This window comes from Gardnerella sp. KA01001, assembly GCF_049244025.1.
GTDB lineage: Bacteria > Actinomycetota > Actinomycetes > Actinomycetales > Bifidobacteriaceae > Bifidobacterium > Bifidobacterium swidsinskii.
Map to the genome: position 1 here is coordinate 1028291 of NZ_CP058366.1, position 24970 is coordinate 1053260.

The 24970-nt window shown below is 42.1% G+C and carries 25 protein-coding genes and 1 pseudogene; 21 read left to right on the top strand and 5 right to left on the bottom strand.

The features are described from left to right. Window positions 1-109 precede the first annotated feature (109 nt). The 6 genes and pseudogenes from HXT59_RS04125 to HXT59_RS04150 all read left to right on the top strand — a co-directional run bounded on the left by HXT59_RS04125 (window position 110) and on the right by HXT59_RS04150 (window position 4699). Window positions 110-733 (top strand): 50S ribosomal protein L25/general stress protein Ctc, encoded by a 624-nt coding sequence (locus tag HXT59_RS04125; protein WP_012914231.1) that lies wholly within the window; start codon window positions 110-112, stop codon window positions 731-733. 245 nt (window positions 734-978) lie between these two features. Further along, a complete protein-coding gene (locus tag HXT59_RS04130; protein WP_004108753.1) occupies window positions 979-2148 on the top strand; it encodes a branched-chain amino acid aminotransferase in 1170 nt (389 codons plus the stop codon). Between the two features lie 140 nt (window positions 2149-2288). Beyond that, window positions 2289-3002 (top strand): trimeric intracellular cation channel family protein, encoded by a 714-nt coding sequence (locus tag HXT59_RS04135; RefSeq protein WP_041160500.1) that lies wholly within the window; start codon window positions 2289-2291, stop codon window positions 3000-3002. Between the two features lie 154 nt (window positions 3003-3156). Then, window positions 3157-3552: pseudogene (locus tag HXT59_RS04140) on the top strand (transposase-like zinc-binding domain-containing protein); the annotation flags it as partial. 309 nt (window positions 3553-3861) lie between these two features. Continuing rightward, the gene (locus tag HXT59_RS04145; protein ID WP_012914229.1) at window positions 3862-4419 is read left to right on the top strand and encodes a hypothetical protein; all 558 of its coding nucleotides are present in this window, start codon (window positions 3862-3864) and stop codon (window positions 4417-4419) included. Between the two features lies 1 nt (window position 4420). Then, a complete protein-coding gene (locus tag HXT59_RS04150) occupies window positions 4421-4699 on the top strand; it encodes a hypothetical protein (RefSeq protein ID WP_033888441.1) in 279 nt (92 codons plus the stop codon). Between the two features lie 97 nt (window positions 4700-4796). On the opposite strand, the gene rpsT is transcribed toward HXT59_RS04150, so the two are convergent. Further along, window positions 4797-5057: a 30S ribosomal protein S20 gene (gene rpsT / locus HXT59_RS04155; protein WP_004106518.1), complete on the bottom strand. Its 261-nt coding sequence runs from the start codon at window positions 5055-5057 to the stop codon at window positions 4797-4799. Window positions 5058-5319: 262 nt separating this feature from the next. On the opposite strand from rpsT, the gene lepA reads away from it, so the two are divergent. Genes lepA through HXT59_RS04170 form a run of 3 tightly spaced genes read left to right on the top strand, consistent with a single transcriptional unit; the run spans window position 5320 to window position 9032 of the window. Further along, on the top strand, window positions 5320-7200 hold the full coding sequence (gene lepA / locus HXT59_RS04160) for a translation elongation factor 4 (RefSeq protein ID WP_012914227.1): 1881 nt from the start codon (window positions 5320-5322) through the stop codon (window positions 7198-7200). After that, a complete protein-coding gene (hemW, locus tag HXT59_RS04165; RefSeq protein WP_288231033.1) occupies window positions 7197-8519 on the top strand; it encodes a radical SAM family heme chaperone HemW in 1323 nt (440 codons plus the stop codon). The genes lepA and hemW overlap by 4 nt, the downstream gene beginning before the upstream one ends. Before the next feature lie 57 nt (window positions 8520-8576). Next, window positions 8577-9032, top strand: a complete 456-nt coding sequence (locus HXT59_RS04170; RefSeq protein WP_012914225.1) for a hypothetical protein — start codon at window positions 8577-8579, stop codon at window positions 9030-9032. Window positions 9033-9413: 381 nt separating this feature from the next. On the opposite strand, the gene HXT59_RS04175 is transcribed toward HXT59_RS04170, so the two are convergent. The 4 genes from HXT59_RS04175 to HXT59_RS04190 all read right to left on the bottom strand — a co-directional run bounded on the left by HXT59_RS04175 (window position 9414) and on the right by HXT59_RS04190 (window position 13092). Then, window positions 9414-9863 carry a Panacea domain-containing protein gene (locus tag HXT59_RS04175; RefSeq protein ID WP_064340324.1) on the bottom strand — a complete coding sequence of 150 codons (450 nt, stop codon included), beginning with the start codon at window positions 9861-9863 and terminating at the stop codon, window positions 9414-9416. Between the two features lie 215 nt (window positions 9864-10078). Further along, window positions 10079-11011, bottom strand: coding sequence for a LysR family transcriptional regulator (locus HXT59_RS04180; protein WP_012914223.1), 933 nt, complete (start codon window positions 11009-11011; stop codon window positions 10079-10081). A gap of 180 nt (window positions 11012-11191) precedes the next feature. Further along, the gene (locus HXT59_RS04185; RefSeq protein ID WP_248893383.1) at window positions 11192-11842 is read right to left on the bottom strand and encodes an HAD family hydrolase; all 651 of its coding nucleotides are present in this window, start codon (window positions 11840-11842) and stop codon (window positions 11192-11194) included. Between the two features lie 98 nt (window positions 11843-11940). Beyond that, window positions 11941-13092, bottom strand: coding sequence for an ADP-dependent NAD(P)H-hydrate dehydratase (locus tag HXT59_RS04190; protein ID WP_012914221.1), 1152 nt, complete (start codon window positions 13090-13092; stop codon window positions 11941-11943). Window positions 13093-13564: 472 nt separating this feature from the next. Here HXT59_RS04190 and HXT59_RS04195 point away from each other — a divergent pair, with 472 nt between their 5' ends. From HXT59_RS04195 to HXT59_RS04250, 12 genes are all read left to right on the top strand, one after another. Next, a complete protein-coding gene (locus tag HXT59_RS04195) occupies window positions 13565-14746 on the top strand; it encodes a metal ABC transporter substrate-binding protein (protein ID WP_421784164.1) in 1182 nt (393 codons plus the stop codon). Window positions 14747-14890: 144 nt separating this feature from the next. Then, complete coding sequence (locus tag HXT59_RS04200) at window positions 14891-15613, top strand: metal ABC transporter ATP-binding protein (protein WP_041160582.1); 723 nt, start codon at window positions 14891-14893, stop codon at window positions 15611-15613. A gap of 6 nt (window positions 15614-15619) precedes the next feature. Then, a complete protein-coding gene (locus tag HXT59_RS04205) occupies window positions 15620-16576 on the top strand; it encodes a metal ABC transporter permease (RefSeq protein ID WP_012914218.1) in 957 nt (318 codons plus the stop codon). After that, entirely contained in the window at window positions 16577-17470 is an 894-nt protein-coding gene (locus HXT59_RS04210) for a metal ABC transporter permease (protein WP_004108805.1), read from the top strand. A 182-nt stretch (window positions 17471-17652) separates the two neighbouring features. Continuing rightward, window positions 17653-19683, top strand: a complete 2031-nt coding sequence (gene thrS / locus HXT59_RS04215; RefSeq protein WP_012914217.1) for a threonine--tRNA ligase — start codon at window positions 17653-17655, stop codon at window positions 19681-19683. A 215-nt stretch (window positions 19684-19898) separates the two neighbouring features. Then, window positions 19899-20555, top strand: coding sequence for a CDP-alcohol phosphatidyltransferase family protein (locus HXT59_RS04220; RefSeq protein ID WP_004108811.1), 657 nt, complete (start codon window positions 19899-19901; stop codon window positions 20553-20555). A gap of 62 nt (window positions 20556-20617) precedes the next feature. Next, the gene (locus HXT59_RS04225) at window positions 20618-21376 is read left to right on the top strand and encodes a YebC/PmpR family DNA-binding transcriptional regulator (protein ID WP_004106544.1); all 759 of its coding nucleotides are present in this window, start codon (window positions 20618-20620) and stop codon (window positions 21374-21376) included. A 6-nt stretch (window positions 21377-21382) separates the two neighbouring features. Continuing rightward, entirely contained in the window at window positions 21383-21964 is a 582-nt protein-coding gene (gene ruvC, locus HXT59_RS04230) for a crossover junction endodeoxyribonuclease RuvC (RefSeq protein WP_012914216.1), read from the top strand. A gap of 87 nt (window positions 21965-22051) precedes the next feature. Further along, window positions 22052-22681, top strand: coding sequence for a Holliday junction branch migration protein RuvA (ruvA, locus tag HXT59_RS04235; RefSeq protein WP_064621376.1), 630 nt, complete (start codon window positions 22052-22054; stop codon window positions 22679-22681). Window positions 22682-22775: 94 nt separating this feature from the next. Then, window positions 22776-23780 carry a Holliday junction branch migration DNA helicase RuvB gene (gene ruvB / locus HXT59_RS04240; RefSeq protein ID WP_217431467.1) on the top strand — a complete coding sequence of 335 codons (1005 nt, stop codon included), beginning with the start codon at window positions 22776-22778 and terminating at the stop codon, window positions 23778-23780. 59 nt (window positions 23781-23839) lie between these two features. Further along, complete coding sequence (gene yajC, locus HXT59_RS04245) at window positions 23840-24241, top strand: preprotein translocase subunit YajC (protein WP_004108823.1); 402 nt, start codon at window positions 23840-23842, stop codon at window positions 24239-24241. A 140-nt stretch (window positions 24242-24381) separates the two neighbouring features. Then, the gene (locus HXT59_RS04250; RefSeq protein WP_012914213.1) at window positions 24382-24963 is read left to right on the top strand and encodes an adenine phosphoribosyltransferase; all 582 of its coding nucleotides are present in this window, start codon (window positions 24382-24384) and stop codon (window positions 24961-24963) included. Window positions 24964-24970 lie beyond the last annotated feature (7 nt).

Genomic DNA, 24970 nt, shown 5'->3' on the forward strand with positions numbered 1-24970 from the left:
GCAGAGTTCCGTTATCGACTGGGCTGATAGCCTCTTATGGTTTTCGGCGCGTCGGTGCGCCTGAAGCTGGATTAACAAACTAAACTATCCAGACCATAAGGAGACCGATATGGCTACAAAAATTACTCTTGAAGGCGAATTGCGCACTGAGTTTGGTAAGGGTGTTGCTCGTCGTTTGCGCGTAGCTAAGCTGATTCCAGCAAGCCTTTATGCTGGCGGTGCTGAACCAGTGCATGTTACTCTTCCAATGCGCGAAACCACTTTGGCTTTGCGTCACGCTAATGCTTTGTTCACTATTAAGTTTGGCAAGGAATCTCGCATTGCAGTTGTTAAGGATGTTCAGCGTAACCCTGTTAAGCGCATTGTAGAACACATTGACTTCTACGAAGTTAAGGCTGGCGAAAAGATTGACGTTGAAGTTCCAGTCTTCGTTGAAGGCACTCCAAAGGGTGCTGCAGTTGCATTCGTGGATGTCCAGGAGCTCAAGGTTCGCGCAGACGTTGCTAACTTGCCAGAGCGTTTGGTTGTTAACGTTGATGGTTTGACCGACGGCATCAAGGTGTTTGCTAAGGATGTCAAGCTTCCTGAGGGTGTTGAGCTCGATATGGATGGCGAAGAATCCGTTGTGAGCGTCACTGTTCCTGAAGATGCTGCTACAGCCGAAGCTGCTGCTCCTGCTGCAGATGCTGCTGCCGCCGCTCCAGCTGCTGCTCCTGCTGCAGAAGAAAAGTAAGTTAACGTATTCACTTATAACTTATAAAATAGTTTAAAATTTTAAGCCGCATAAGTCAGTTCTTATGCGGCTTTTTGTATAAATCAATGAATTTGCTAAATAAATTTTAGTTTAAAGCGTATTTCTTGAAATATTTTTTGAAAAATTTTGGCGTGTAAGTTTTGCGAAAAACAAGAATCGTATTATTCTATACGTTAATTGCGGTAAAAGGCAAGTAGAAATAATCCACATAGAAAAGAGACATAATGGCTGATTTAGAAGTAGCTCCAGAGTTTTCTGACGCTTATGAGTCTTATGATCATAGCGATACAACTCTGTTGAACAAATTGGCTGGCAACTTTGAAGTTCTGCCGAATGATAATCCAGTTTCGGACGCAAAGCGCAACGAACTTATTGATAAGCCTGCTTTCGGTCAGATTTTCTCCGACAATATGGTTCATATGTCTTGGACTAAAGGCGAAGGATGGTCTGATCGTCGTGTAGAGCCTTATGGTCCATTGAAAATGGATCCAGGTGCATCTGTGTTGCACTATGCTCAGGAGTGCTTTGAAGGTTTGAAGGCTTATAAGCGCGCCGACGGCTCTATTTGGCTTTTCCGCCCAGATATTAATGCTGCTCGTTTCCAAAATTCTGCTAAGCGTTTGTATTTGCCGGAACTCTCTATTGATGATTTTATTGGATCGGTTGCAGCCTTGGTAAAGCGAGATAAGCAATGGGTTCCGAGCCGTCGAGAGTATACGCTTTACATGCGTCCATTCATGTTTGCTTCCGAGCCGTTCCTCGGTGTGCGCGAAGCTCACGAAGTTGAATACTGTGTTATCGCTTCTCCATCCGGCCCATACTTCAAGGGTGGTTTGAAGCCTGTTAGCATTTGGGTTGAAGATCAGTGGTTCCGTACTGGTCCTGGTGGTACTGGTTTTGCTAAGTGCGGTGGAAATTACGCTGCTTCCTTGCTTGGTGAATACAAGGGTATTGAGCACGGTTGCGAGCAGGTGTGCTTCGTCGATGCTGCAACTAAGACTTATTTGGAAGAGCTTGGTGGCATGAATATGTTCGCACTCCACAAGGATGGCCATTTGGAAACTCCATCTCTTACTGGCAGTATTCTTCCTGGCGTTACGCGTCGTTCTTTGATTCAGCTTGCTGAGGAAGCAGGACATAAGGTTGTTGAAACCATGATTCCTCTTCAAGGGTTGCTTGACGACATTCGTTCTGGCGAGGTTACTGAAGTCTTTGCTTGCGGTACTGCTGCAATCATTACGCCAATTGGTCGCTTTAAGTCCGATGAATTCGATCTTAAGGTTGCCGATGGTGGTGTTGGTGAGTTGACTCAGGCTTTGCGCGATGAGTTACTTGGCATTCAACTCGGTGATGTCGAAGATAAGCATAACTGGATGTGGAAAGTTTGCGACTGATTTATATAAGTTAGTTAATATTATCTAATCTAATGTTGCTTATGGCGCGTTGTACTCTATATTTAGATATCGTATAGAGTACAACGCGTTTGTTTGTTATGCGCGCAGTGTTTTGGTGAATTTATTTGAAGGGAAATGCTTTGGAAGGTGCGTTAGGGGATAACATCTTTTTTCTTATAGTTGAGTATGTTGCTATGGGATGTTGTGGCATGGTTGGCGGCATGTGGGCTATTCGTAAGAATTATGATGTTTTTGCGATTATTACTACGTCTTGGATAACTGCATTGGGTGGCGGTATTGTTCGTGATGTGTTGCTTGGAGCATTGCCGCCTGTTGGTATTGCTGATCGTGGTTTTGTTATTACAGGTTTGCTTTCTGGTGTTATTGTGGCTGTTGCTCACCCTGAGATTGATAAATGGCGTTGGCTTATGCTTACGCTTGATGCTTTGGCATTGGGTTTGTTTGCGGTGAATGGCACAGCAAAAGGCTTGGATTTCCACATGTCTGGTATGGCTTCAGTATTTTTAGGAATGGCAACTGCTTTAGGAGGCGGTTTGATTCGCGACATGATTTTGAACCAAGTTCCTGTTATTGTGCGGGATAAGCATTGGTACGCTTTCCCTGCTTCAGTGGGATGTGTACTAACCGTTTTTGTTGTAAAAGCAAGGCATGCAGGTTATTTTGGTTTAACTGTTGAAATATTGCTTGATGTCCTTATTGTTGCTCTTGTTGTTGCAATGCGTTTGTTGTCTGTGAAACTAGATTTAACTTTATTTGGAGCAATGAACCGCACGGAACCTATTAAGGTTAGACGTCCTCGTATTCGTCGTATTAATAATCGTCGTCATCGTTAATATTGGGTAAGCGGCAAAAAAGTGTGTCTAAAAACCCGAGTTTTCGTTGAAATACCAAGGGAAGCTCGCTGTCATTAAGCTAAAAAGCTTAACATTTAGTATTACTTGACATTGAAAACAAATAGAGGTATAAGGCGTGCGATGTGCTTAATACATGCCTAGATTAAGTAGTAAACGCTGCCCAATATGCTCTCATTCAATGAAGAGAAATGGTAGAACACGTAAAGGTGCTATCCGTTGGAGATGTACTGCATGTGGAATGTCTTTTACAAGGAAACGTGAAGATATTACACATGTAGCACAATTTGATAAATTCATTCATTGGATTATGGGAAACCAGACTCAATGTGAAGCCTGTCCTAGTGGTTCTGATAGAACATGGCGATATCGGATTGAATGGTATTGGAATGTTAAACCAGAATTACCCGAGACAGGCGAAATTTATGACTATGTTCAAATCGATGGAACATACCTTCCATACGGGTGGTGTTTATTAACCGCGGCAAGCAAGGGTAAAGTTATTGCTTTGCAATGGTGTAACAAAGAAAATTATTGATGACCAGCAATCAATTGGGTCTTCGGGTTTCGATACAAGCTTTGACTTATGTAGGGCAGATTACTACCCAGATATATCAATTAGAAAAGGAACACTACACTAACGACACGCCTGAATAAACACGTTTACAGACACACTTTTGCCGCTTACCTGATTATGACGGCGTTTCTATCAATCAAGTATTATATTATCGCCTTGTGAGCATAACAACGTGAATCGCTCACCACATGTTTGGCCAACATGCTGTTTACTGGAATACGCTTACTCACTAATTGATAAGGCCAATATTAGAGAGGTCATCTTATGATGAAGAAAGTTAGTTCATTGTTAATAGCTGCAGCATCATTACTTGGAAGTATGGTGTTTGCAACTCCATCTTTTGCAGTTCAATCAACATCACAATATGGGAATTTTAAGTCTGAAATGAGAGGATTGCGTTCTCCAGATGGTCGACGTTCAATTGTTCCAGTATCTGGACAAGGATTGAATGTGCATACGCTAGCTGGTGATACTATCGTAGTAAAGAATAATATAGCTACTTGGAGAGATGCAACAAATCATACTATAGCAACTATCAATTTAACAGTTCATGACGGGCAGCATGTTGATTTTGGTTATAGCAAAGTTCTTCATAGGATTGCTCCTACTGTTTCCTTAGAGACAGCTTTAGAACGTGGTGGAAAGAAACATCATTGTATTCCTAAATGGATTGGTGTGGGATGGAATGTTTTATGGGATGCAACAGTTTGTACTCCATTATCACTTGGTATTTCTGGATTGGCGTCACCAATTGCTGGTGTTTCGGCTGATATAGCTTGTAGCGCTGCAGGTGGCACTTTGACAGCAGCATTGGGGTGTTAATATGGATGATGCAACTATTTCGAAGAAGCATGCCACAACAGGGCATCGGTCATGGCTTGCTTCGTTTGCTACCATTTGGCTGACGAGTGTTGTTTTCTCGTGCATCAATCATTTACCTTGGTATGCCAATGCTATTTCAGGGGTAATCTTGCTGATCGCAGCGTTTGTATGCCATGCATTGTTGCAGCATCACCATGTGAAGCCGATGGATTACGTGGTGTTTGCTGCTGCCGTGGCAGTTATACTCGTAGTGGTACTCGTATTGGCGTATATCGTCTAAATTACGTTGCCGATAGAGTGATATAAATAATCCCCAGCACCGATTGGTACTGGGGATTTTCCTTACATGCTGTGTTATGCAGTTACCTGCACAAACTTCACAGAGCGTTAATCGCTACAGCAAGACCAGACTTGCGGTTTGCAGCCTGATTCTTATGAATCACGCCACGACCTGCAGCCTTGTCAAGCTTCTTAGCGGCTACTGCGAAAGCGGCCTGCGCTGCAGCCTTATCACCAGCGGTGATGGCTTCACGAGTAGCACGAATAGCAGTCTTCAAAGCAGACTTTACTGCTACGTTACGCTTATGTGCTTTCTCGTTAGTGAGAACACGCTTTTTCTGCGACTTAATGTTTGCCACTGTTACTCCAAACGACGTTTGCTATATAAGGACATACAAATGATAAGTGTATCATGCTTATTAGATAAATATAGTAGTTTATATAATTAATTTGTTATTGTTGGTTTAATTAAAAACTTATTGAATATGCTATTTAATAAATAACTTTCGTATTTTGCACTTTACGCTAAGGTAGTAGATTTGCTAATATTGATTAGTTATAGTGCTTGATTTATGTTTGCATGTTTTCATGTATTCGCATTCTTAAAAGGAGATATTTGCCTTGATTACACCGCATAACCAGCCAGGATTTACGGATCAATCGTTGATACGCAATTTCTGCATTATTGCGCATATCGATCACGGCAAGTCTACTGTAGCTGACCGCATTTTACAACTTTCAGGAATCGTGCCAGAGCGTGAAATGCGAGACCGTTTCTTGGATCGCATGGATATTGAGCAAGAGCGCGGTATTACTATTAAATCTCAGGCTGTTCGAGTGCCGTGGACTTTTGAAGGCAAAGAGTATTCGCTTGGCATGATTGATACTCCTGGTCACGTCGATTTTACTTACGAGGTTTCACGCGCGCTGGCAGCATGCGAAGGTGCGGTGCTGCTTGTTGACGCAACTCAGGGCATTGAAGCGCAAACGCTTTCTAATCTTTATATGGCAATCGACCACAATTTGACGATTATTCCTGTGCTTAACAAAATCGACTTGCCAAGCGCAGAGCCAGACAAGCATGCTGAAGAAATAGCTGGATTAATTGGTTGCAAGCCGGAGGACGTGTTGCGCGTTTCTGGTAAAACCGGCGAAGGTGTTAAAGACTTACTTGATCAAATTGTGCTGGAAGTTCCAGCCCCAAGCGGAAATCCTGATTCTCCTGCTCGCGCGCTCATTTTTGATTCAGTATATGATTCGTATCGCGGAATTGTCACCTATATTCGTATGGTTGATGGCGAACTTAAGTCGCGCGAAAAATTGCATATGATGGGAATCGGCATGACGCACGATCCTATTGAAATCGGCGTTATTAGCCCAGATATGACTCCAACAAAGGCGCTTGGAGCTGGGGAAGTAGGTTACGTAATTACAGGCGCAAAAGACGTGAGTCAATCTAAAGTCGGCGACACTATTACTAGCGCCGTAAATCCTGCATCTGAGCCTTTGGATGGCTACCGCGACCCTAAACCTATGGTTTACGCAGGTCTTTTCCCAATTGATAACGCTCAATTCCCAGATCTTCGAGATGCTCTCGACAAGCTAAAACTTAATGATGCAGCTCTTATTTACGAGCCAGAAACGTCTGTTGCGTTGGGCTTTGGTTTCCGTTGTGGATTCTTAGGTCTTCTACACATGGAGATTGTTTCAGAGCGCTTAAGCCGCGAGTTTGGCTTGGATCTTATTTCCACTGCTCCTAACGTAACTTATGACGTCACTAGCGAAGATGGTAAAGAACATCACGTAACAAATCCTAGCGAGTTTCCAGAAGGCAAGATTAAGCGCATTATTGAGCCAATGGTTGCTGCAGATATTATTACGCCGAAAGAATTTATTGGTGCTGTAATGGATTTGTGCCAGGATCATCGCGGAGAAATGGGCACAATGGAATACATTAGTGCAGACCGCGTGGAAATGCATTACAGGATTCCTCTTGCAGAAATCGTTTTTGACTTCTTTGATCAGCTTAAAAGCCGCACAAAAGGCTATGCTTCTCTTGACTACCACGAAGATGGCGAGCAAGCTGCCGATTTAGTGAAAGTTGATATTCTTATTCAGGGAGATAAGGTTGACGCTTTTAGTGCGATTGTGCACCGAGATAAGGCTTATTCTTACGGCGTTATGATGACTAAGAAGCTTCGTGGACTTATTCCTCGTCAGCAGTTTGAAATTCCAATTCAGGCTGCAATTGGCTCTAGAATTATTGCTCGTGAAACTATTAGCGCTCTTCGAAAAGACGTGCTCGCTAAATGCTACGGCGGCGATATTACGCGTAAACGTAAGCTTCTTGAAAAGCAGAAGGCTGGTAAGAAGCGCATGAAGATGCTCGGACATGTTGAAGTTCCGCAGGAAGCATTCGTTGCGGCTTTGGCTACAGACGAGAGCGCAAACGATCGCGATACTAAAGATAAGATTCGCGCAGCGCAAAAGTCTGAAGGATGAGTTTAGAGTTGGATGCTGAATTAAATAAATCAGCTATGCAAACTGAAAGTATGCCTTTTGAAGTGTACGTGCACGTGCCGTTTTGCTTGCGCCGCTGCGGTTATTGCGATTTTAACACGTATACTGCTCGCGATTTGGGTGAAGGTGCAAGTCGCGAAGGTTATGCGGATGTTGCGATTCAAGAGATGCGTCTTGTAAAAAAATGGCAGGAATATCACGGAATTTTCGAACCTAAAGCGCAATCTGTTTTCTTCGGTGGAGGCACTCCAACAGTTCTTAAAGCGCAAGATTTAGTGCGAATTTTGCAAGAAATACGCAACTTGTGGGGGTTTAATAAAGACGCGGAAATAACTACTGAAGCAAATCCGGATACTGCAGACGAAAAGTATATTGAAACGCTTGCAGAAGGCGGATTTACGCGAATATCTTTCGGAATGCAATCAGCAGTGCCGCATGTTCTTAAAACTCTTGACCGCACGCATACTCCAGAAAACGTAACTCGCGGTGTAAAAGCAGCAAACGCATGTGGTTTGCGTTCAAGTGTTGACTTGATTTATGGCGCTCCGGGAGAGAGTCTAGACGATTGGCGAGAGTCAGTAGAAATGGCTTTAAGCCTAGGTGTTAACCATATTTCTGCATATGCGCTAACGGTAGAGCCGCGCACAAAAATGGGTCGTCAAATCGCTGCTGGCACTATTCAAGCGCCAAACGACGATGATGAAGCTCAAAAATACGAGTTGGCAGACGAACTTTTTAACTCTGCTGGATTACAATGGTACGAGATTTCTAATTGGGCGCGTCCGGGTTTTGAATCTCAACATAATCTTGGCTACTGGCGAAATATTGATTGGGCTGGAATTGGTCCTGGAGCACATTCGCACTACAATGCTGCCAATCGTATTAGTAAACAAAGCATGGATGATAGTGCTTCTTTAGCTAATCCAAACGAGTTTTATAACCTTCGCTCATGGGATATTTTGCACCCAAAACGATGGGCGCATGCTATAAATCTTGGAAATGTGCCGTGGCAAAACTACGAGTGTATAAATGCTGAAGATGCGCTTATTGAAGAAGTAATGCTTGAGCTTCGCATTAAAGAAGGTCTTAATATTTTGCAATTGTGCGAAAAGATGCGCGAAACTAATAAGGTGTTCGATGATTCGCATTTGCAAAAAGTGTTACGCGAAGTGTGTAAGGAAGATTTGGCAGTGTTGCACGAAAATCGCATTATCGCAACACGCAAAGGTAGGCTGCTCAACGATTTATTAATAGAAAGAATTGTCGACGCGTGTGAAGAAGGCCTTACCGTGCTAAAATAGTGCGTATTGTGTCATAAATGCTTGATATACGAAAATTCAATGTAGAAAGGAACAATCATGGCAAACCGCAAAGAGCGTCGCGCGAAGGAAAGGCAGAGCCGCAAGGGGATTCCTTCTCAATATGATGAAACAAAAGGTCGCGCTCGCGGAGGCATGATTGACGAATACAATTTACAAGAACGCTCTAGAAGACTTCAAGAGAGGGGAACTGGTCCTTGGAAGCCAACTTCTAACGTGACAGCTGAGGAGGAGAGACTGGCTCGCAATGTTAAGCGATCTCAGTTGGGCGATGATACTTGGAATGTTGTTCGTAAAGTTGTCGGAGTGTTTTCCTGGGCTGTGATTTTGCTTTCCGCGCTTGCTTTCTTGGTGATTATGTGGCTTCCTAGCCAGCCTATTGTGCTTGTTGTGGTAGTTTCCGTTTTGTTTGCATTAGGCGTGTTTGGCTTGTTCTTTAGCTTTAGTAATTCTAGGCAGAATCCGCGCCTTGACGAGCACGGCACTGCGATTTAGATGTACTTATAAAATAAGAATGTTTTTTAATGATTAAGGTGGGCACTTGCTAATAACAACGTGCTCGCCTTAGTTATTTGTGTGCGCTCCGACCTGCTTTCGCGCTTAGAGCGTAGCGCGCGAAAGCAACTCGGAGCGGAAACTCGCTTAAGTTGGAAGTCCAGTGGACTTCCAACGCGAGTTTCGTAAGCGAGCGCTTATTCCTCACGGCTATTGGTAGCCGTTCGGCTGATTTGGCATGTGAAGCACACCGTGCTTCACAATTGAGCCAAATCACGCTTTGAAAGAGCTTGAAATCCTGTTGATTTCAAGCTCGGCCAAAGCGCGCGAGCGCATACTGCGTTACGGTCTCTAGTTGGCGCTCTTCGGACATTCGCGCATTTACACAATAGGATGCTTAATGTAGTAATCTCGCATTGACTTCTTGGAAATTATTTCCTCGCTGCCTTGATTTGCAGATATGCCGATTCTCGCGCGAATCCACGGATCTTCTTTATGTGTTCTTTCGCTGAGCTGATTTCCTGTAAGATTTCCAAGTTTTGCGCACACTTCCTCTATAATCTTGACCTGCTCATATTCTAAAGTTGCGCATCTTTCTGGAAGAGAAATCAGTAGTTCTTCTTTGCGAATTGTGAATCTTCCTCGATGCCTGTTAAATAGTTCCAATGAAACCGGACCGTTCGTCCAAGCTTCAAAATCTTCCGGAAATAGTGACAATCCAGTTGTAGCTAAGCTGTGCGCTTGAGAATAATACACAAGCTTCTGCAGCTTCATAGTTGTCATTGGTCCCATAATTTCCAATATTTTTGCCGCTACATTAATAATGCCCATCACGCATCTCCTTTTTCTTTGCAACAAATTAATAGCGATTTTATGAATGGAAAAAGTGAGCGTCAATTCGATTAAAGAAATGTGGACAACTTGTATTATGAGTTATTTTTTAGTTTGTGTTATTTTGCAAGTTCAACTTATTTGATTGTTGTTTTGCGAACTAATCATTTAATAGTTCAACATGCAATAAGTTAATAAGCGAGTAAGTTAATAAACTAATTTCGTGAATCTATAAGCGCGTAACCATGTCTTACAAGCACAGATTTAAGTTGCGTAAGATAAGCGAGTGAAGCTCTTGAAAGCTTCGTGCGCTCGTTGGTAATCCAGCCAACAAGCATAGTGTCATCACATTCAAGCGGAATAGTGACAATTTTTTCATTGTTTAAATCGCCGTTATCTATTCCAGTGCAAACAGTGTAACCATTCAACCCAATAATAAAGTTTAAAATGGTAGCGCGGTCAGAAACGTTGATCTTTTTCGGTGGGCGAGTAGGCCAAACCGCTTCTTCTGCGAAGAAGAAACTTCCTTCTTCTCCCTGTTCGTATTGAATAAAAGGATACGGTTTCAAATCTTCCAAACTCAAGCTTTTTCGCACTGCAAGCGGATTATTTCTAGAAAGAAAAACATGCAATTTTGCTCGGAAAAGCGGGTGGAATTCCAAATGTTTTTCACGAAGCAGCTTGCCGATTACATCCTTGTTGTAGTCAGAAAGATAAAGAATTCCAAGGTCTGCGCGCATATCGCTTACTTGCTTAATGATATTTTTTGTGCGCGTCTCGCGAATTGAAAACTCGTATTCGTTAGAATGAATACTGCGAATCATATCGACGAATGCTTCAACAGCAAACATGTAGTGTTGTGTTGCAACGCTGCATAATTGTGGGCGAGGCTTCGTACTTTTGTATCGTTCTTCAAGAAGATCCGCCTGCTCAATTACTTGTCGAGCGTACGTCAAAAACTCAGCTCCATCAGCTGTTAATGCAATTCCTTGAGTGGATCTAGTGAAAATTTCAATGTTAAGTTCTCTTTCAAGCTCTTTTACAGAAGAGCTCAATGCTGGTTGTGAAATATATAGTGCTCGTGCTGCTTCATTCATTGAACCGCAGTCAACGATTTTTACAATATACTTCAGTTGTAGCAAAGTCATACGAGCTTCTTTCGTGAGCTAAAAGTTACGATAATCATCAAAAATCACATAAATGAGCCGCTAACGAATCTAGCAAAAGGTATAGGCATAACCTAATTCTTAGTTGTCATAACCATAGTTCCACATAACCATAGTTTTATATATAATCTTAGTAGTATAAGCTAAATATTTAAGCAATTATTAAAGATTTACTCCTACTGAAGCTAAATCCTTACGCGCTTGCTCTGCAGTTGTAAAAACAAATCCATGCATGCCAACTCTATGAGCTCCATCAATATTTGCTGGCTTATCGTCGAAGAAAACAGTTGTTTGCGGATTTAATCCAAATCTACTTATAGCAAGTTCAAAAATTTCCGGTTCTGGCTTATGCAAATGCTCAACACCGGAAATAATGGTTCCTTGCAAAAGAGTAGAAAGTTCTGGGAATTTGCGTAACGCAAGTGGGAAAGTTTCTTTAGACCAATTTGTTAAGCCCCATACGCCGTATCCAGCTTTACGTAAATCATGCAATAAATCAACCATTCCAGGCATCATTCGTGTCAAAACTTGGTCATAATGAGCGCAATACCAACGGAAAGCTTCAGCAAGTTCGCTTCCAAAGCGACGTTCGTATTCAGGCATAAGATCTTTCAAAAGCTCGCCGCCATCCATGCGGTCCTCAAATTCATAGAACCCGGCTAAATCGTTCTTTCCAAAGCTTCCATTAGGGCAAATAGTATCAGCTAAATTCGGGAACTGGTTTTGCAAACAGTTTCGGCAATTCCATTCGAGTAGAACTTTGCAATAATCAAACATGACGTCATGGATCTCAATATTTTGTGCGTTAGTCATTTATTTCTACTCCTTCTATTTTGTTTCATACGTTATTTTACATTCGCGTATTTTGTTTCATGCGTTAATTTTGTACACTGCTGATATTATTCCGCGCGCTACTTTATATTAATAAGAATCCCAAGAACATGCGGTAATGCATTTATAATGTCGCTTGCCACAATTGGATGTTCCAAAGTTAAAGCACGCTTTGATTTCACTATGTCTTGCACTAGTTGAGTGTAATTGTTTCCTCCGCTACTGCGTGACGCAAATACTGCGCAAACTCCATGAATCACAGCTGCGCTCGCTGCAATAAGTGCGTAATTTTTGTTGTTCGCATTGTTTTTCTCGTTGTTGTTCGCGTTGTTTTCGTTATCTTTTTCGTGCTGAGCCAGCAATGCTCCTAAAATTCCTGCTAGCACATCTCCTGAGCCTGCAGTTGCTAGCCAGGATGGAGCGTATTGTGCAATATAAATAGGAGAGTGCAATTTTGATGGTGATGCAACTGCTGTTGTTGCGCCTTTAACTAACACAGTTGCTCCAGTAAGATCGGCTGCTTTTTGAGCGTAGTGTGTTGGGTTGCTGGCTATTTGTTGTGCGCTTACTTCTAAATCGTATCTAGTAAAAAGCGAGCTTAATTCTCCTGCGTGAGGTGTGAGAACTACTTTTTCGCAAACTTGTTTTGGTAGTAAGTCTAATGCTCCAGCATCTACGCATATTGGCGGAAGATTGTTATTTAATTGCGTTTCAGCGTTGTCGTTTTTGTTGTCGTTTTTGTTGTCGTTTTCGTTTTCGTTGGAGTATTTTGCAAGTATGCTAGCAATGTATTTTCTTTGAGATAAAGCCGTTTCGTCGTTGCAATGGCTTTCGTCTGGTATGCCGCATCCAACTGTTATTGCGTCGATTTTTCCGTTTAATTGTTCGTATGCTACTACTTCAGGGGATGCTTGCAATACTAAATTTTGTGCACGAAGAGGACCTGAATAACGGACCATTCCAATATTTGCATGTATTGCAGCGCTTGTGCTTAACACTGCTGCTCCGGGATAGTCGTTTGAACCGGTAATTACGCCTAGAACGCCTCTTGAATATTTATTATCGCTTGCATGAGGCGTGCGCAATGGTGTGGAAGCAAGATGAATATCTACTGATATTTCATTATTTGCAGAATTTTTAGCGTCAGTGTGCGAACTGTCAGGTTTTGCAATGTAATTCATACCATCTGTATTGCCAAACATAGTATTAAGTGTAATCGTCATTAAGCACATGCAGAGTTGGCTAAACATGTGTATTACTGTCTAAACTTATGTATTGTTACAATTTGTAAACATTTTGAAAATATTTGTAATTTTTTTGTTATTCTGCGTGTCGTGAATATTATGGCGTGTCGCTACTAGTTTTGCGTAAAAAATAAACAAAAATGCCTGATTAATAAATTTGTCCAAATGTTATAATCACATTTATTTTTTCGTTGGTATATTAACGTTTTTTAATGCAAGATAAAGCAGAAAGCAGCATGGTCTTTTTTGAAATTTTGCATTATAGCAGATGAAAAATTCACGAAACGCATTTTTGCAAAAATAATTATATTTTTTCACATTTTTTATTGACCGTCACGTATATTTTTCTTATGCTATAAGCGTTATTGCGAATGATTATTTTTTTCATGAATAGCTTTCATGAGTACCTCTCACAATCAACCCATGCAATAACAGTTAAAGATTCCCGAAAGGAACGAGTGTGAAAACTTCACGAATTTTCGCAACTGCAGCTGCGGTTGCATTATTAGCAACTTCTATGGGTGCTTGCGGCTCCGCAAAAAATGCCGAAAATAAGGCGAAGGGCAATCAAGTAAATGTAGTGGCAACTACAACTCAAATTTGCGATTACGTAACTCAAATCGCTTCAACTGCTGACGCAAAATCTGGATTGAGCCTCAATAAGACTGATTCTCAGGGCAAGAAGTCTGTAATCGGAGCTCCTCAAGACAAAGCAAAGTCAACAATTAATTTGACCTGCTTGCTTGCGCCAAACGCTTCTGCTCATGAGCATGAAATGACTCCAGCTCAATCTAAAGCTCTTTCTAAGGCTGATTTGATGCTTGTTTCTGGTGTAGATCTCGAGCACTTCTTGGATCAAGCTGTGAAAGCTACCGGTTTTAAGGGCACTATGGGTGTAACTTCCGGTATTCTCACTGCTGACGAAATCAAGAATCCAAAGGCTGAGACTGCTAAGGAAAAGGATCTTCCATACAAGGTTGATCGCGGTATCGCTAAGGTGCATGCTGAAAAGTGGCCATTCCCTCCAGAAGAAGGCGAGAAGGAGCCTGAATTCCAGTACGATCCACATATTTGGACCAGCACGAAGAACACGATGATTCAGGTTAAGAATATCGGTTATTTCCTCGGAAAAGCTCTTCCTAAGAGCAAATCTATTTTCGATGAGCATGTTGAAAAGTTCGTTAAGTCTTTGACTGATTTGGATGCTTGGGCAACTAAAGCTTTGAATAGTGTGCCACAAAAGCATCGTGTTCTCTTCACTTCTCACGATGCATTCGGTTACTTCTCTCGTGACTACAATGTGAAGTTCATTGGTGCAGCACTTTCTGATTTCAACAGCCAGCAGGATGCTACTGCAGATCATATTCAGAAAGCTGCAGAAGATGTCAAGAAGTCCGGAGCTGTTGCGATTTTTGCTGAGAATTCTAACAATTCCAAGTCTATCAAGGCTGTTGCTGCAGCAGCAGGAGTAAAGGCTGTTATTGGCGACGACGCACTTTATGGAGATTCGCTTGGACCAGTCGGATCTGCAGGCGAAACTTACATCGGTTCCATTGTTCACAATGTTGAAACATTGGTGAAAGCTTGGAATGGTAATGTTCCTGAACTTCCAGATTCAGTTAAGACTGCATTGAAGAAGTAACATATAAATAACAGTAAAAATAATAGTATCGTAACAGTAACTTTAATAGCGAAAGTTTAATAGCGAAAGCAAGAAGTTACTGTTACGAATACTTATTAATAAACTGAAAAGACTGGAAATATAGTGAATAAGAGCGTCCTTGCAATGAAAAATTGCGACCTGGCATACGGTTATAAAACTGTAGTGACTGGTATTAATGGCAGTGTGCAAGCCGGGGAAGCTTTGGCTTTAATAGGTCCAAATGGTTCTGGGAAAACAACGTTTTTGCAGGCTATTATTGGTATCGTGCGCGTAAGTCGCGGTGAACTGAAAATGCCTAAGGCTTTGTCTATTGGATATGTTCCACAGCAGGTTGATTTGGATTTAACGTTCCCGATTACTGCACGGCAAGTTGTTGCAATGGGCTTAAGTAGACAGACAGGTTTTCTTGGATTGCTTAAAAAAGATCAGAAAAAAGCTGTTGAGGATGCTCTTAATCATGTTGGTTTATTCAATCGCGCAGATGTGCGATTTGGTGACCTTTCTGGCGGTCAGCGCCAGCGCATTCTTCTTGCGCGCGCGATTGTTGCAAAGCCAACGCTTATTTTGCTCGACGAACCTTTTAATGGTCTTGATGAACCGAATCGCCGAGAACTTCTTAATATTATGAAATCAGCAAAGCAAGAAGGTATTGCTTTTGTTGTATCTACGCACGATTTAGTTATTGCAGATGCTATTTGTGAAAAAGCGCTACTTTTAGCTGGCAAGCAGATTGCTTTTGGCGCGCTTAAAGAAGTAATGACTAAAGAAAATATTACTCGTGCATATGGTGGAAGCATGCCTGCTGCTTCTGCAGGTCTTACTTTTTCGGAAATTGCGGAAGGCTGATTTTCAATGCTTGCCCAATTAGTTGAGTCATTAAGAAAAGTTCTGGAACCAATTCCTGGTTTTGATTTTATTGCTTCTGCTCCTTATATTTTTCGCCCGTTCTGCTTACTTATAGTTCTATCTATAGCTAGCGGAATCGTTGGTGTATTTGTGAACTTGAGATGTGCTGAATTTAATGCGGAAGCTATTGTGCATGGCATATTTCCTGGAATTGTTGTAGGCGCTTTATACGGTGGCATAGATCAAATTATTCCTGGTGCTGCAATTTGTTCAGTATTTTTAGTTGCTGCATTAGTGTGGGCTTCTCGTTCAACTCGCATAAATGAATCAATTATCGCAACTGTTTTAACTACTTTCTTTGCTCTTGGTGTAGTAATTTCACTAAAAAAAGGTGATATGTCAGGTCAGCTCGAGGCATTGATGTTTGGTAGGCTGCTCGATGTCACTGATGAGCGAATGACTCAAGCAATGTGGATTTGCTTGTTTGCAATTATTGTGCTTTTGGCAACTTGGAAACAGCAGATTATTGTTGCTTTCGATCGAGCTAGTGCTCCATTAATGGGAGTGCATACTCTTTTTGTCGATATTGTTCTTAACGTTGGTATTGCTGCGGTTGTTGTTTCTGCATCTTCAGCTGTTGGTGTTCTTCTTGTGATCGGGTACCTTATTATTCCAGGAGCTAGTGCTCGTTTAGTGTCTAGAACAGTTGGGCGCATGGTTGCAGTTGGTATCTTTGTTGGTATTGCTGGAGTTGTTCTTGGTATGTACGTTATGAATTTGGAGCTTGATCATCCTATTTCTCCTCAAGCTGCAATTGCATTAAGCATGTGTGCAATGTTCGTAGTTGTGCTTATTGTACGCTGGCTATTCCAAGTTATTTCATCTATAGTTTTTGCGCATAAAACTCATACAAGCGGTACCGATATGCATGTTTTAGCAAAATCTTGTAAAGGTAGGGAATAGATGGTAAGTATTTGGCAAATTATTGCTCTACCTATAGTTGAAGCAATTGTTGTAGGTGCTCTATGTGGTTTTGTTGGCTCTCTCGCGCTTCTTAATCAGCGAATATTCTTTACTGAATCTATTACTCATGCTGCTTTTCCTGGAGCAGTATTAGGTGTAGTTTTAACTTCTGCTTATACAATAGATCAAAATATTTTGTCGCTTGGGCTTTTTGTCGGTGCTGCTGTTGCGTGTGTTGTACTTTCTTTAGTAATGTATGCACTTTCGCATCTTAAAGGCATTTCTTCGCAAGCTGCAGCTGGTATTACTTTAACTGTTGGCTTTGCTAGTGGATACTTTTTAAATAAGTGGTTTGCTCCATTGCCATTGCGTATTGAGGGATTTTTAACTGGATCATTGCTTAATTGCACTCCTGCAGACGTAATTTCAGCCTCTGTTGCTTTCTTGCTTGTTTTGGGATTATGGATTTTTAATTCTGCTAATCTTGTGCATTGCTCGTTTGACCCTATTAATTACCGTGCTGCAGGCGGAAGATCAGGTTTTATACAGGGCATGGTTCTTGCTTTGATTATTATTACTGTTTCCGTTATTATTCCAGCAGTTGGTACAGTTGTTTCAGTATCTCTTATTGCTGCTCCTGCTGCAGCATTAAAGGGAAGAATTGCTTCTATAAATAAATTCGTACTTGCATGCGTAATTACTGCTGTTTCAATTGCTTTAATTGGACTAGCTTTAGCTGTAATACTGAAGCTTTCTGCCGGTGGCACTATTGCTATTTGCGCTGGAGCTTTCTTCTTAATAGTCAAGATTGGCGAAAGCATTTTTATAAAAATTAATGATTTTTCATCAAGATTGCATGCAAGGCGAGAAAAAGTAGCCGAAAACGCTATTTAGCAAAAGAGTTTTAAAAGTCGCTCTGTTGTCCTAGAATGTCAACGAATTGCGCGTGAAAAATGCGCGCGATTGACGTCGTTTTTGCGCGTTTTGTTGATTGTTTAATCGCGTAAGTTTATCGACGCCACACAAGTCCAGGTCTGCACATTAGTAACGCAAGACCCCGATAGAAAAGGACAATTATGGCTGAAAATACCATCTCCATCACCGTAAACGAGGAACGCAAGGAGGTGGATGCAAGCTTCACTGGCGCCCAACTTTTCGCGGAAGATAAGAATATTATTGCTGTGCGTTTAAATGGCGAGTTGCGTGATTTGTACACGTCTCTTCATGACGGCGATACCGTGGAATCAGTGGCCCTTGATAGTGAAGATGGCATCGCAATCATGCGTCATTCCGCTACTCACGTGATGGCTCAAGCTGTTCAAGAAATTCGACCAGACGCAAAGTTGGGCGTAGGTCCTGTAATTAAAGACGGCTTCTACTACGATTTCGATGTTGATACTCCATTTACGCCAGACGATTTGAAGCAAATCGAAAAGCATATGCAGCACATTATTAAAGAGTCTCAAAGCTTCCGTCGTCGCGTTGTAACAGAGGACGAAGCGCGCGAAGAAGAAGCAAATCAACCTTATAAGTTGGAGTTGATTGGGGATAAGGAAGCAGCTCTTGATCCTGCTGCCTCTGGCGAAATCAGCAAGCATGAGCTTAGCATGTACGACAATGTAGATCGCGAAGGAAACAAGGTTTGGAGCGATTTGTGCCGCGGACCTCACCTTCCAAACACGCGTTACATTAAGGCTTTTAAGCTTGAGCGTGTGGCTGCAGCTTACTGGCGTGGCTCGGAGCAGAATCCTATGCTTCAGCGCATTTACGGCACTGCTTGGCCTAGCAAGGAAGAGCTTAAAGCTTACACAACTCGCATGGAAGAAGCTGCTAAGCGCGATCACCGCAAGCTTGGTCAAGAGATGGATTTGTTCTCCTTCCCAGACGAGATTGGCCCAGGCTTAGCCGTATTCCATCCAAAGGGTGCTGCAATTATTAACGCAATGGAAGATTATTCGCGCGAGCAGCACAGAAAGCATCACTACAGCTTCGTACAAACTCCGCACATTACTAAGGGTGGCTTATATGAGACTTCCGGCCACTTGCAGTGGTACAAGGATGGCATGTATCCTCCAATGAAGCTTGACGAAGAGCGCGACGAAAACGGTAACGTAACTCGCCAAGGTGCTGACTACTACTTGAAGCCAATGAACTGCCCAATGCATAACTTGATCTTCAAGTCTCGCCAGCGTTCTTATCGCGAGCTTCCTTTGCGCTTGTTTGAGTTTGGTACTGTGTATCGCTACGAAAAGTCTGGCGTTGTGCATGGTTTAACTCGTGTTCGTGGATTGACTCAGGATGATTCGCACATTTATTGCACTCGCGAGCAGATGCGCGATGAGTTGAAGAGCTTGCTTAACTTTGTGCTTGGTCTTCTTAAAGACTTCGGTTTGAACGACTTCTACTTGGAGCTTTCCACTAAGGATGAGCATAAGTTCGTCGGTTCCGACGAGATTTGGGAAGAAGCAACTAATACTTTGGCAGAGGTTGCTAAAGAGTCTGGTTTGGAACTCGTGGACGATCCAGGTGGAGCTGCATTCTACGGCCCGAAGATTTCCGTGCAAGCTCGAGACGCAATCGGTCGCACTTGGCAGGTTTCTACTATTCAGCTCGACTTCAACTTGCCTGAGCGCTTTAAGTTGGAGTACATTGCGGCTGACGGTAGCCACCAGCGTCCTGTGATGATTCACCGCGCACTCTTTGGCTCTATTGAGCGTTTCTTCGCTATTTTGCTCGAGCATTACGCGGGCGCGTTCCCAGCATGGTTGGCTCCAGTTCAGGTAACTGGCGTTCCTGTTGCAGACGAGTTCGCTCCACACTTGCAAAAATTGATTAGCGATTTGGAAGAGAATATGGTTCGTTGCGAAATGGACAACTCTGACGATCGCTTCGGCAAGAAGATTCGTAACGCTTCTAAGTCTAAGGTGCCATTCACTTTGATTGCTGGCGAAGAGGATGTGAACAACAATGCTGTGAGCTTCCGCTTCCGCGATGGCAGCCAATTGAATGGCGTTCCTGTTTCGCAAGCTAAAGAGTGGATTTTGTCCATCATTAAGCAGCGCGTTCAGGTCAATACTGCAGAAGATTTCGAGCGCTACACTAAGTAGCATAAGCTATTTAAGTTATGTAATTTAAATAACGTTACTTAAGCAGCACAGTTTCGCTTGAAAACTAAATTGCAATAAATAAACGAAATAAGCAAAAGTCCACACTTCTTAACGTTGTGTGGGCTTTTGTGTGTATTACAGCCGATTGACTAATATGAGATTGTTTATTGAACCCAAGTTTTATTTGCTTGATTACGCTAGGAAGGTTGCATTCAATGTTGGAATCATTACGCAGCGGGTTTAAGCGCACTATTTCTCCAATTGCAAAATTGCTAGTCCGATTAGGCATAAGTGCTAACTGTGTAACAATTGTCGGAACAATAGCTGTAGTTATTATTGCTTTTGTTACTGCTTTTACTAAACAGTTTGTTGTTGGCACTATATTTTTAACTATTTTTGTGCTTGCGGACAGTTTAGATGGTTCTGTTGCTGCTTTGACAACAGGCGGCACAAAATTTGGTGCATTTCTTGACTCAACTCTCGATCGCATTGCAGACTGGTCATTATTTTCCTCTGTATGCATTTGTTTGTATGAAGCTCACGAAAAAGATATGTGCACTTGGATTTCAACTTTGAATGGCAATGCAATAAAGTGTGTAGGATTATTAAGCTGTTTGGTTGCTCTTATGGCAGCTTTCGTAACTTCATACACTCGCGCTCGCGGTCAGTCAATAAATGTAGATCCTAAAAAAGGTTTAATAACTCGTGCAGATAGAGTTGCTGTGATTCTTGTTGCTATGGGGCTTGTTGGTCTTACAAATCAACTTTTTTGGTTAAGTTTTGCTATGATTCTGCTTGCTATTGGCGGTATTATTACAGTTTTCCAGCGTATTTTTGAAGTAAAGCATGGGCTTGATATAAAAGATAAATAAAATTTGTCGCGAAAGCGCAATAAAATCGTTTCGTTTGATTAACTGTACGTTTTAGGAGTATCATGTCAGGTCATTCCAAGTGGGCGACTACAAAGCACAAGAAGGCCGCTATCGACGCAAAGCGTGGCAAGCTTTTTGCCAAGCTTATTAAGAACATTGAAATTGCTGCACGTTTGGGTGGTGGCGATCCTGATGGTAACCCTACGCTGTACGATGCCATCGTTAAAGCTAAAAAGGCTTCCATGCCTGCTGACAACATCAAGCGCGCTGTAAAGCGTGGTTCTGGTGAAGAAGCTGGCGGCGCAAACTATGAAGAGATTGTTTACGAAGGTTACGCTCCTGCAGGTGTTGGATTGATTATTGAATGCCTTACTGATAACCGTAATCGTGCTGCTGCTGATGTGCGTTCAACTCTTACTAAGGGCAACGGTTCTTTGGCAACAAGCGGTTCCGTGAGCTTCAACTTCGAACGTAAAGGTTTGATTGAAGTTCCATCCGAAGGTGTTGACTACGATAAGCTTTTCGAAGTTGCAGCTGAAGCTGGAGCTGAAGATGTTGCTGATGATGGCGATGTTTATTCTGTTTACACCAATTCCAGTGATTTGGTAACTGTGCGTAAGGCTTTGCAGGAAGCTGGTTTCGACTATGATTCTGCAGATATCATTATGCATCCAAATAATGAGGTTGAATTGAGCTTCGAAGATGCTCAAAAGGTTTCTCGCTTAATCGATAATCTCGATGACTTGGACGATGTTCAGAATATTTACAGCAACTGGACCGCTTCAGATGAAGTTATGGCTCAGCTTGAGGAAGATGAATAGTCTCCTATGATGATTTTGGGCGTTGACCCCGGGCTTACTCGCTGCGGGGTCGGCGTGATTGAAGCCGGCGTCTCGCGTCGGCTTTCTTTTATTCACGTCGATGTGTTGAGGTCTGAGCCTGATCTTTCGCAAGATTTGCGACTTTTAAAGATTTATAATGGATTAGTTGAAAAAATTGAGCGTTTTTCGCCTGATACTGTGTCTATTGAACGTGTTTTTGCGCAAGAAAATCGAAATACTGTTCTTGGCACTGCACAGGTTGCAGGTATTGCAATGCTTGCTGCAGCTCAGCGCAATATTCCTGTTGCTTTACACACTCCTACTGAAGTTAAACTTGCTGTAGCTGGAAACGGAAAAGCTCAAAAACCTCAAGTAGAGCGCATGGTCGCGCGACTACTTGGACTTAATGTTTTGCCTACTCCTGCTGATGCTGCCGACGCTTTAGCTCAAGCTATTTGTCATGCTCTTCGTCCTTCTGGTGCTTTACAAGGTGGCGAGCGCGAGCAGCATCTAACTGCTGCGCAGAAACAGTGGGCTTTAGCTCAAGCTCAGGCGCGTAAATCTTCTTCTGTCGTTCGAGGCATGTAGGATATTAATAGAACAGATGTTCTATTATAATTGTATTTGACTTTATGTGCTTTAAGCTATGAGTTTTTGTTAAGTGGGAGTGAGTTTATGATTGGAATGCTTGTTGGACAAGTTGCGTCAATTGATGCTCGTTCTGCTCTTATTGTTGTTTCTGGAGTTGGCTATGAGACTTATATGCCTTCTCAAGATTTGTCTTCTTTGCATGAAGGCCAGGAAGCTCGCGTTTATACGTCGCTTCAAGTTTCGCAAGATGCTTTAACTCTTTATGGTTTTACAACTCAAGCTGCTAAACGAATGTTTTTGCAAGTGCAAAAAGTTAGTGGAATTGGTCCTAAAGTTGCTCTTTCTATGCTTTCAACTTTGAATGTTGATCGTCTTTTACAAGCTATTTCTGAGGGAGATGTAACTTCTCTTTCTTCTGCTCCTGGTTTAGGGAAAAAGGGTGCGCAGAAGATTATTTTGGAATTGAAGGGTTCTCTTGATTCTTCAATACTGGCAGATAGTTCTAATGATTCTACTCAATCTAATAAGCAGATTGTTGATTCTAGCGTGCAATGCGTAATAGAGGGTCTTGTTTCATTGGGTTGGAGACAAGTTGACGCTCAAAGAGCAGTTGAGCAAGTTTGTGCAGATAATAATATTTCTACTCCTATATCTGATGCAGATTTGCCTAATGTTTTACGAATGGCATTAGCTTCACTTGATAGGGGTAGGTAATCATGTTTGTAAAGAATCTAGTATTGGGGGAGTTGAAGTGAGTGAAGAGTATACTTCTGCGCTAAATACTGGTGTTGCTGAAGAATCCTTACGCATGGTTTCTTCAACGCCTTTAGGAAATGAGCAACTCAGTGATGAGGAACTTCGTCCTCGCGCATTAGAAGGTTTTATTGGTCAACCAGTTTTAAAAGCGCAATTGCAACTGTTTTTAGATGCTGCTAAAAAGCGTGATGTTGCGCCTGACCATATGTTATTGGCTGGCCCTCCTGGATTGGGAAAAACTACATTAGCAATGATTGTTGCTAATGAATTGCAAGTTCCTATTCGAATTACTTCAGGTCCTGCCATCCAGCATGCTGGAGATTTAGCTTCTATACTAAGTGCGCTTGACGCAGGTGAGGTGTTGTTTATTGACGAAATCCATCGTTTGCCTCGTGCTGCAGAAGAGTTGCTTTATATTGCTATGGAAGATTTTCGCGTTGACGTTATGGTTGGTAAAGGTCCTGGTGCCTCATCAATACCGCTAACTCTTCCTCGTTTTACTGTAGTTGGAGCTACCACTAGGGAAGGAATGTTGCCTTCTCCATTGCGCGCTCGTTTTGGTTTTACTGCTCACCTTGATTTTTATCCTCACGAAGAGCTTGAAAAACTTATTGAGCGATCTGCTAAAGTCTTAGGAATTCGCCTTATAGATCAAGCTGCTAAAGAGCTATCGTTACGCTCTCGTGGCACTCCTCGTATAGCGAATCGCTTGTTGAGACGTGTCAGAGATTGGGCTATTGTGCATGATTTGTCAGAAGTAAATCATGAAGCTGTTGTTGAAGCGTTAGCTTTATACCAGATTGATACACAAGGTCTTGATCGACTTGATATTGCAGTTTTGAAGGCTATGGTTTGTCAGTTTAACGGTGGACCGGTTGGTCTTAATAATCTAGCTGCAATGGTTGGTGAAGAAGCTGAAACTGTTGAAACAGTATGTGAACCATATTTAGTGCGTGAAGGATTCTTAATTCGCACTCCTAAAGGTCGTGTTGCAACTAGTAAAGCTTGGAAACATTTGGGCTTTAAAGAGCCTAGTAATGTCAGTGAGCTAGCTTAAAATAATTAACTTGGACGGCATTTCGACCGTCTTAGGGTTGGATACTTAAGGAGTTTACTTTGCCTCAATTTTTCCAGCAGTATGGCATGCTTATTATTCTCGTTGTAGCAATGGTTTGCATGATGATGTTCCAGACTCGCAATGCTAAGAAGCGTCAAGCTGAAATGCGTTCCTTCCATGAATCTTTGGAACCAGGTACTGAAATTATTACAATCGGCGGCATTATCGGCAAGATTGTAAGCGTAGATACTCAATATGAAGAGATTGTTATCGATTCAGAAGGTAGCTTGATGCGAGTATCTTTCCGCGCTGTGAACAGATTGTATGTGCGTCCAGCATTTATTAGCGATGAAGAAGCAGAAGAAGCTGCACAAGCTGAAGAAGCTAAGCAAGATGATGCAAATAAATCTGTAAACGAAGATAACGAGCCAGTATCAGAATCTGCAGCTTCTGAAAAGTAATAACTTTTATCTCATAAATTTATAATTTAATACTTAAGTCGTGATGTGTGAGTCAGCACATGTCTCACGCATCACGCGAATATGTGACATTCTTTCCATATTCCAATAACAAGTCTTGTGAAGAAAAGAACGTTAGGATTATGACAGCAACGGATATTACAGTGAAAACGTTGAAAACAGTAAGCAACGATGATGCCGCTTATCTTGCTTCTTTGATTCGTACCGTTCCAGGATTCCCCAATCCTAGTATTATATTCCGTGATTTTCTTCCTATATTTTCAAATGCGCGCTCTTCGCGAATTCTTATTGATTCTTTGATTGATGCCTTGCCTGTGCCAGCTGATTCAATTGATTTGATTGCTGGGCTTGAAGCTCGAGGCTTTCTTTTTGGACCATTATTGGCATCTCGGTTAGGCAAAGGTTTTCTTGCTATTCGTAAAGCTGGTAAGCTACCTCCTCCAGTTATTACTGAGTCATACATGCTTGAGTATGGTCAGGCAAGTATTGAAATTGAAAGCGACGCTATTAAGCCAGGTCAACGTGTGCTTATTGTTGACGATCTTATTGCAACTGGAGGCACTGCAAAAGCTGCTGCAAATATTGTCAAGCGCGCTCAAGGAATAGTTGCAGGTTTTAGTTTTGTTATTGAACTTACTGGTATTAGTGGAATGAGTGAATTATGCGATTATCCTTGCAGCAGTTTAATTACTATGCCAGCTTAAAAGTTTA

Coding starts and splice junctions, on each gene's coding strand:
- HXT59_RS04125 (WP_012914231.1), top strand. CDS start 110: ATGGCTACAAAAATTACTCTTGAAGGCGAATTGCGCACTGAGTTTGGT.
- HXT59_RS04130 (WP_004108753.1), top strand. CDS start 979: ATGGCTGATTTAGAAGTAGCTCCAGAGTTTTCTGACGCTTATGAGTCT.
- HXT59_RS04145 (WP_012914229.1), top strand. CDS start 3,862: ATGATGAAGAAAGTTAGTTCATTGTTAATAGCTGCAGCATCATTACTT.
- HXT59_RS04150 (WP_033888441.1), top strand. CDS start 4,421: ATGGATGATGCAACTATTTCGAAGAAGCATGCCACAACAGGGCATCGG.
- hemW (WP_288231033.1), top strand. CDS start 7,197: ATGAGTTTAGAGTTGGATGCTGAATTAAATAAATCAGCTATGCAAACT.
- HXT59_RS04170 (WP_012914225.1), top strand. CDS start 8,577: ATGGCAAACCGCAAAGAGCGTCGCGCGAAGGAAAGGCAGAGCCGCAAG.
- HXT59_RS04175 (WP_064340324.1), bottom strand. CDS start 9,863: ATGGGCATTATTAATGTAGCGGCAAAAATATTGGAAATTATGGGACCA.
- HXT59_RS04180 (WP_012914223.1), bottom strand. CDS start 11,011: ATGACTTTGCTACAACTGAAGTATATTGTAAAAATCGTTGACTGCGGT.
- HXT59_RS04185 (WP_248893383.1), bottom strand. CDS start 11,842: ATGACTAACGCACAAAATATTGAGATCCATGACGTCATGTTTGATTAT.
- HXT59_RS04190 (WP_012914221.1), bottom strand. CDS start 13,092: ATGTGCTTAATGACGATTACACTTAATACTATGTTTGGCAATACAGAT.
- HXT59_RS04200 (WP_041160582.1), top strand. CDS start 14,891: ATGAAAAATTGCGACCTGGCATACGGTTATAAAACTGTAGTGACTGGT.
- HXT59_RS04205 (WP_012914218.1), top strand. CDS start 15,620: ATGCTTGCCCAATTAGTTGAGTCATTAAGAAAAGTTCTGGAACCAATT.
- HXT59_RS04210 (WP_004108805.1), top strand. CDS start 16,577: ATGGTAAGTATTTGGCAAATTATTGCTCTACCTATAGTTGAAGCAATT.
- thrS (WP_012914217.1), top strand. CDS start 17,653: ATGGCTGAAAATACCATCTCCATCACCGTAAACGAGGAACGCAAGGAG.
- HXT59_RS04220 (WP_004108811.1), top strand. CDS start 19,899: ATGTTGGAATCATTACGCAGCGGGTTTAAGCGCACTATTTCTCCAATT.
- HXT59_RS04225 (WP_004106544.1), top strand. CDS start 20,618: ATGTCAGGTCATTCCAAGTGGGCGACTACAAAGCACAAGAAGGCCGCT.
- ruvC (WP_012914216.1), top strand. CDS start 21,383: ATGATGATTTTGGGCGTTGACCCCGGGCTTACTCGCTGCGGGGTCGGC.
- ruvA (WP_064621376.1), top strand. CDS start 22,052: ATGATTGGAATGCTTGTTGGACAAGTTGCGTCAATTGATGCTCGTTCT.
- ruvB (WP_217431467.1), top strand. CDS start 22,776: ATGGTTTCTTCAACGCCTTTAGGAAATGAGCAACTCAGTGATGAGGAA.
- HXT59_RS04250 (WP_012914213.1), top strand. CDS start 24,382: ATGACAGCAACGGATATTACAGTGAAAACGTTGAAAACAGTAAGCAAC.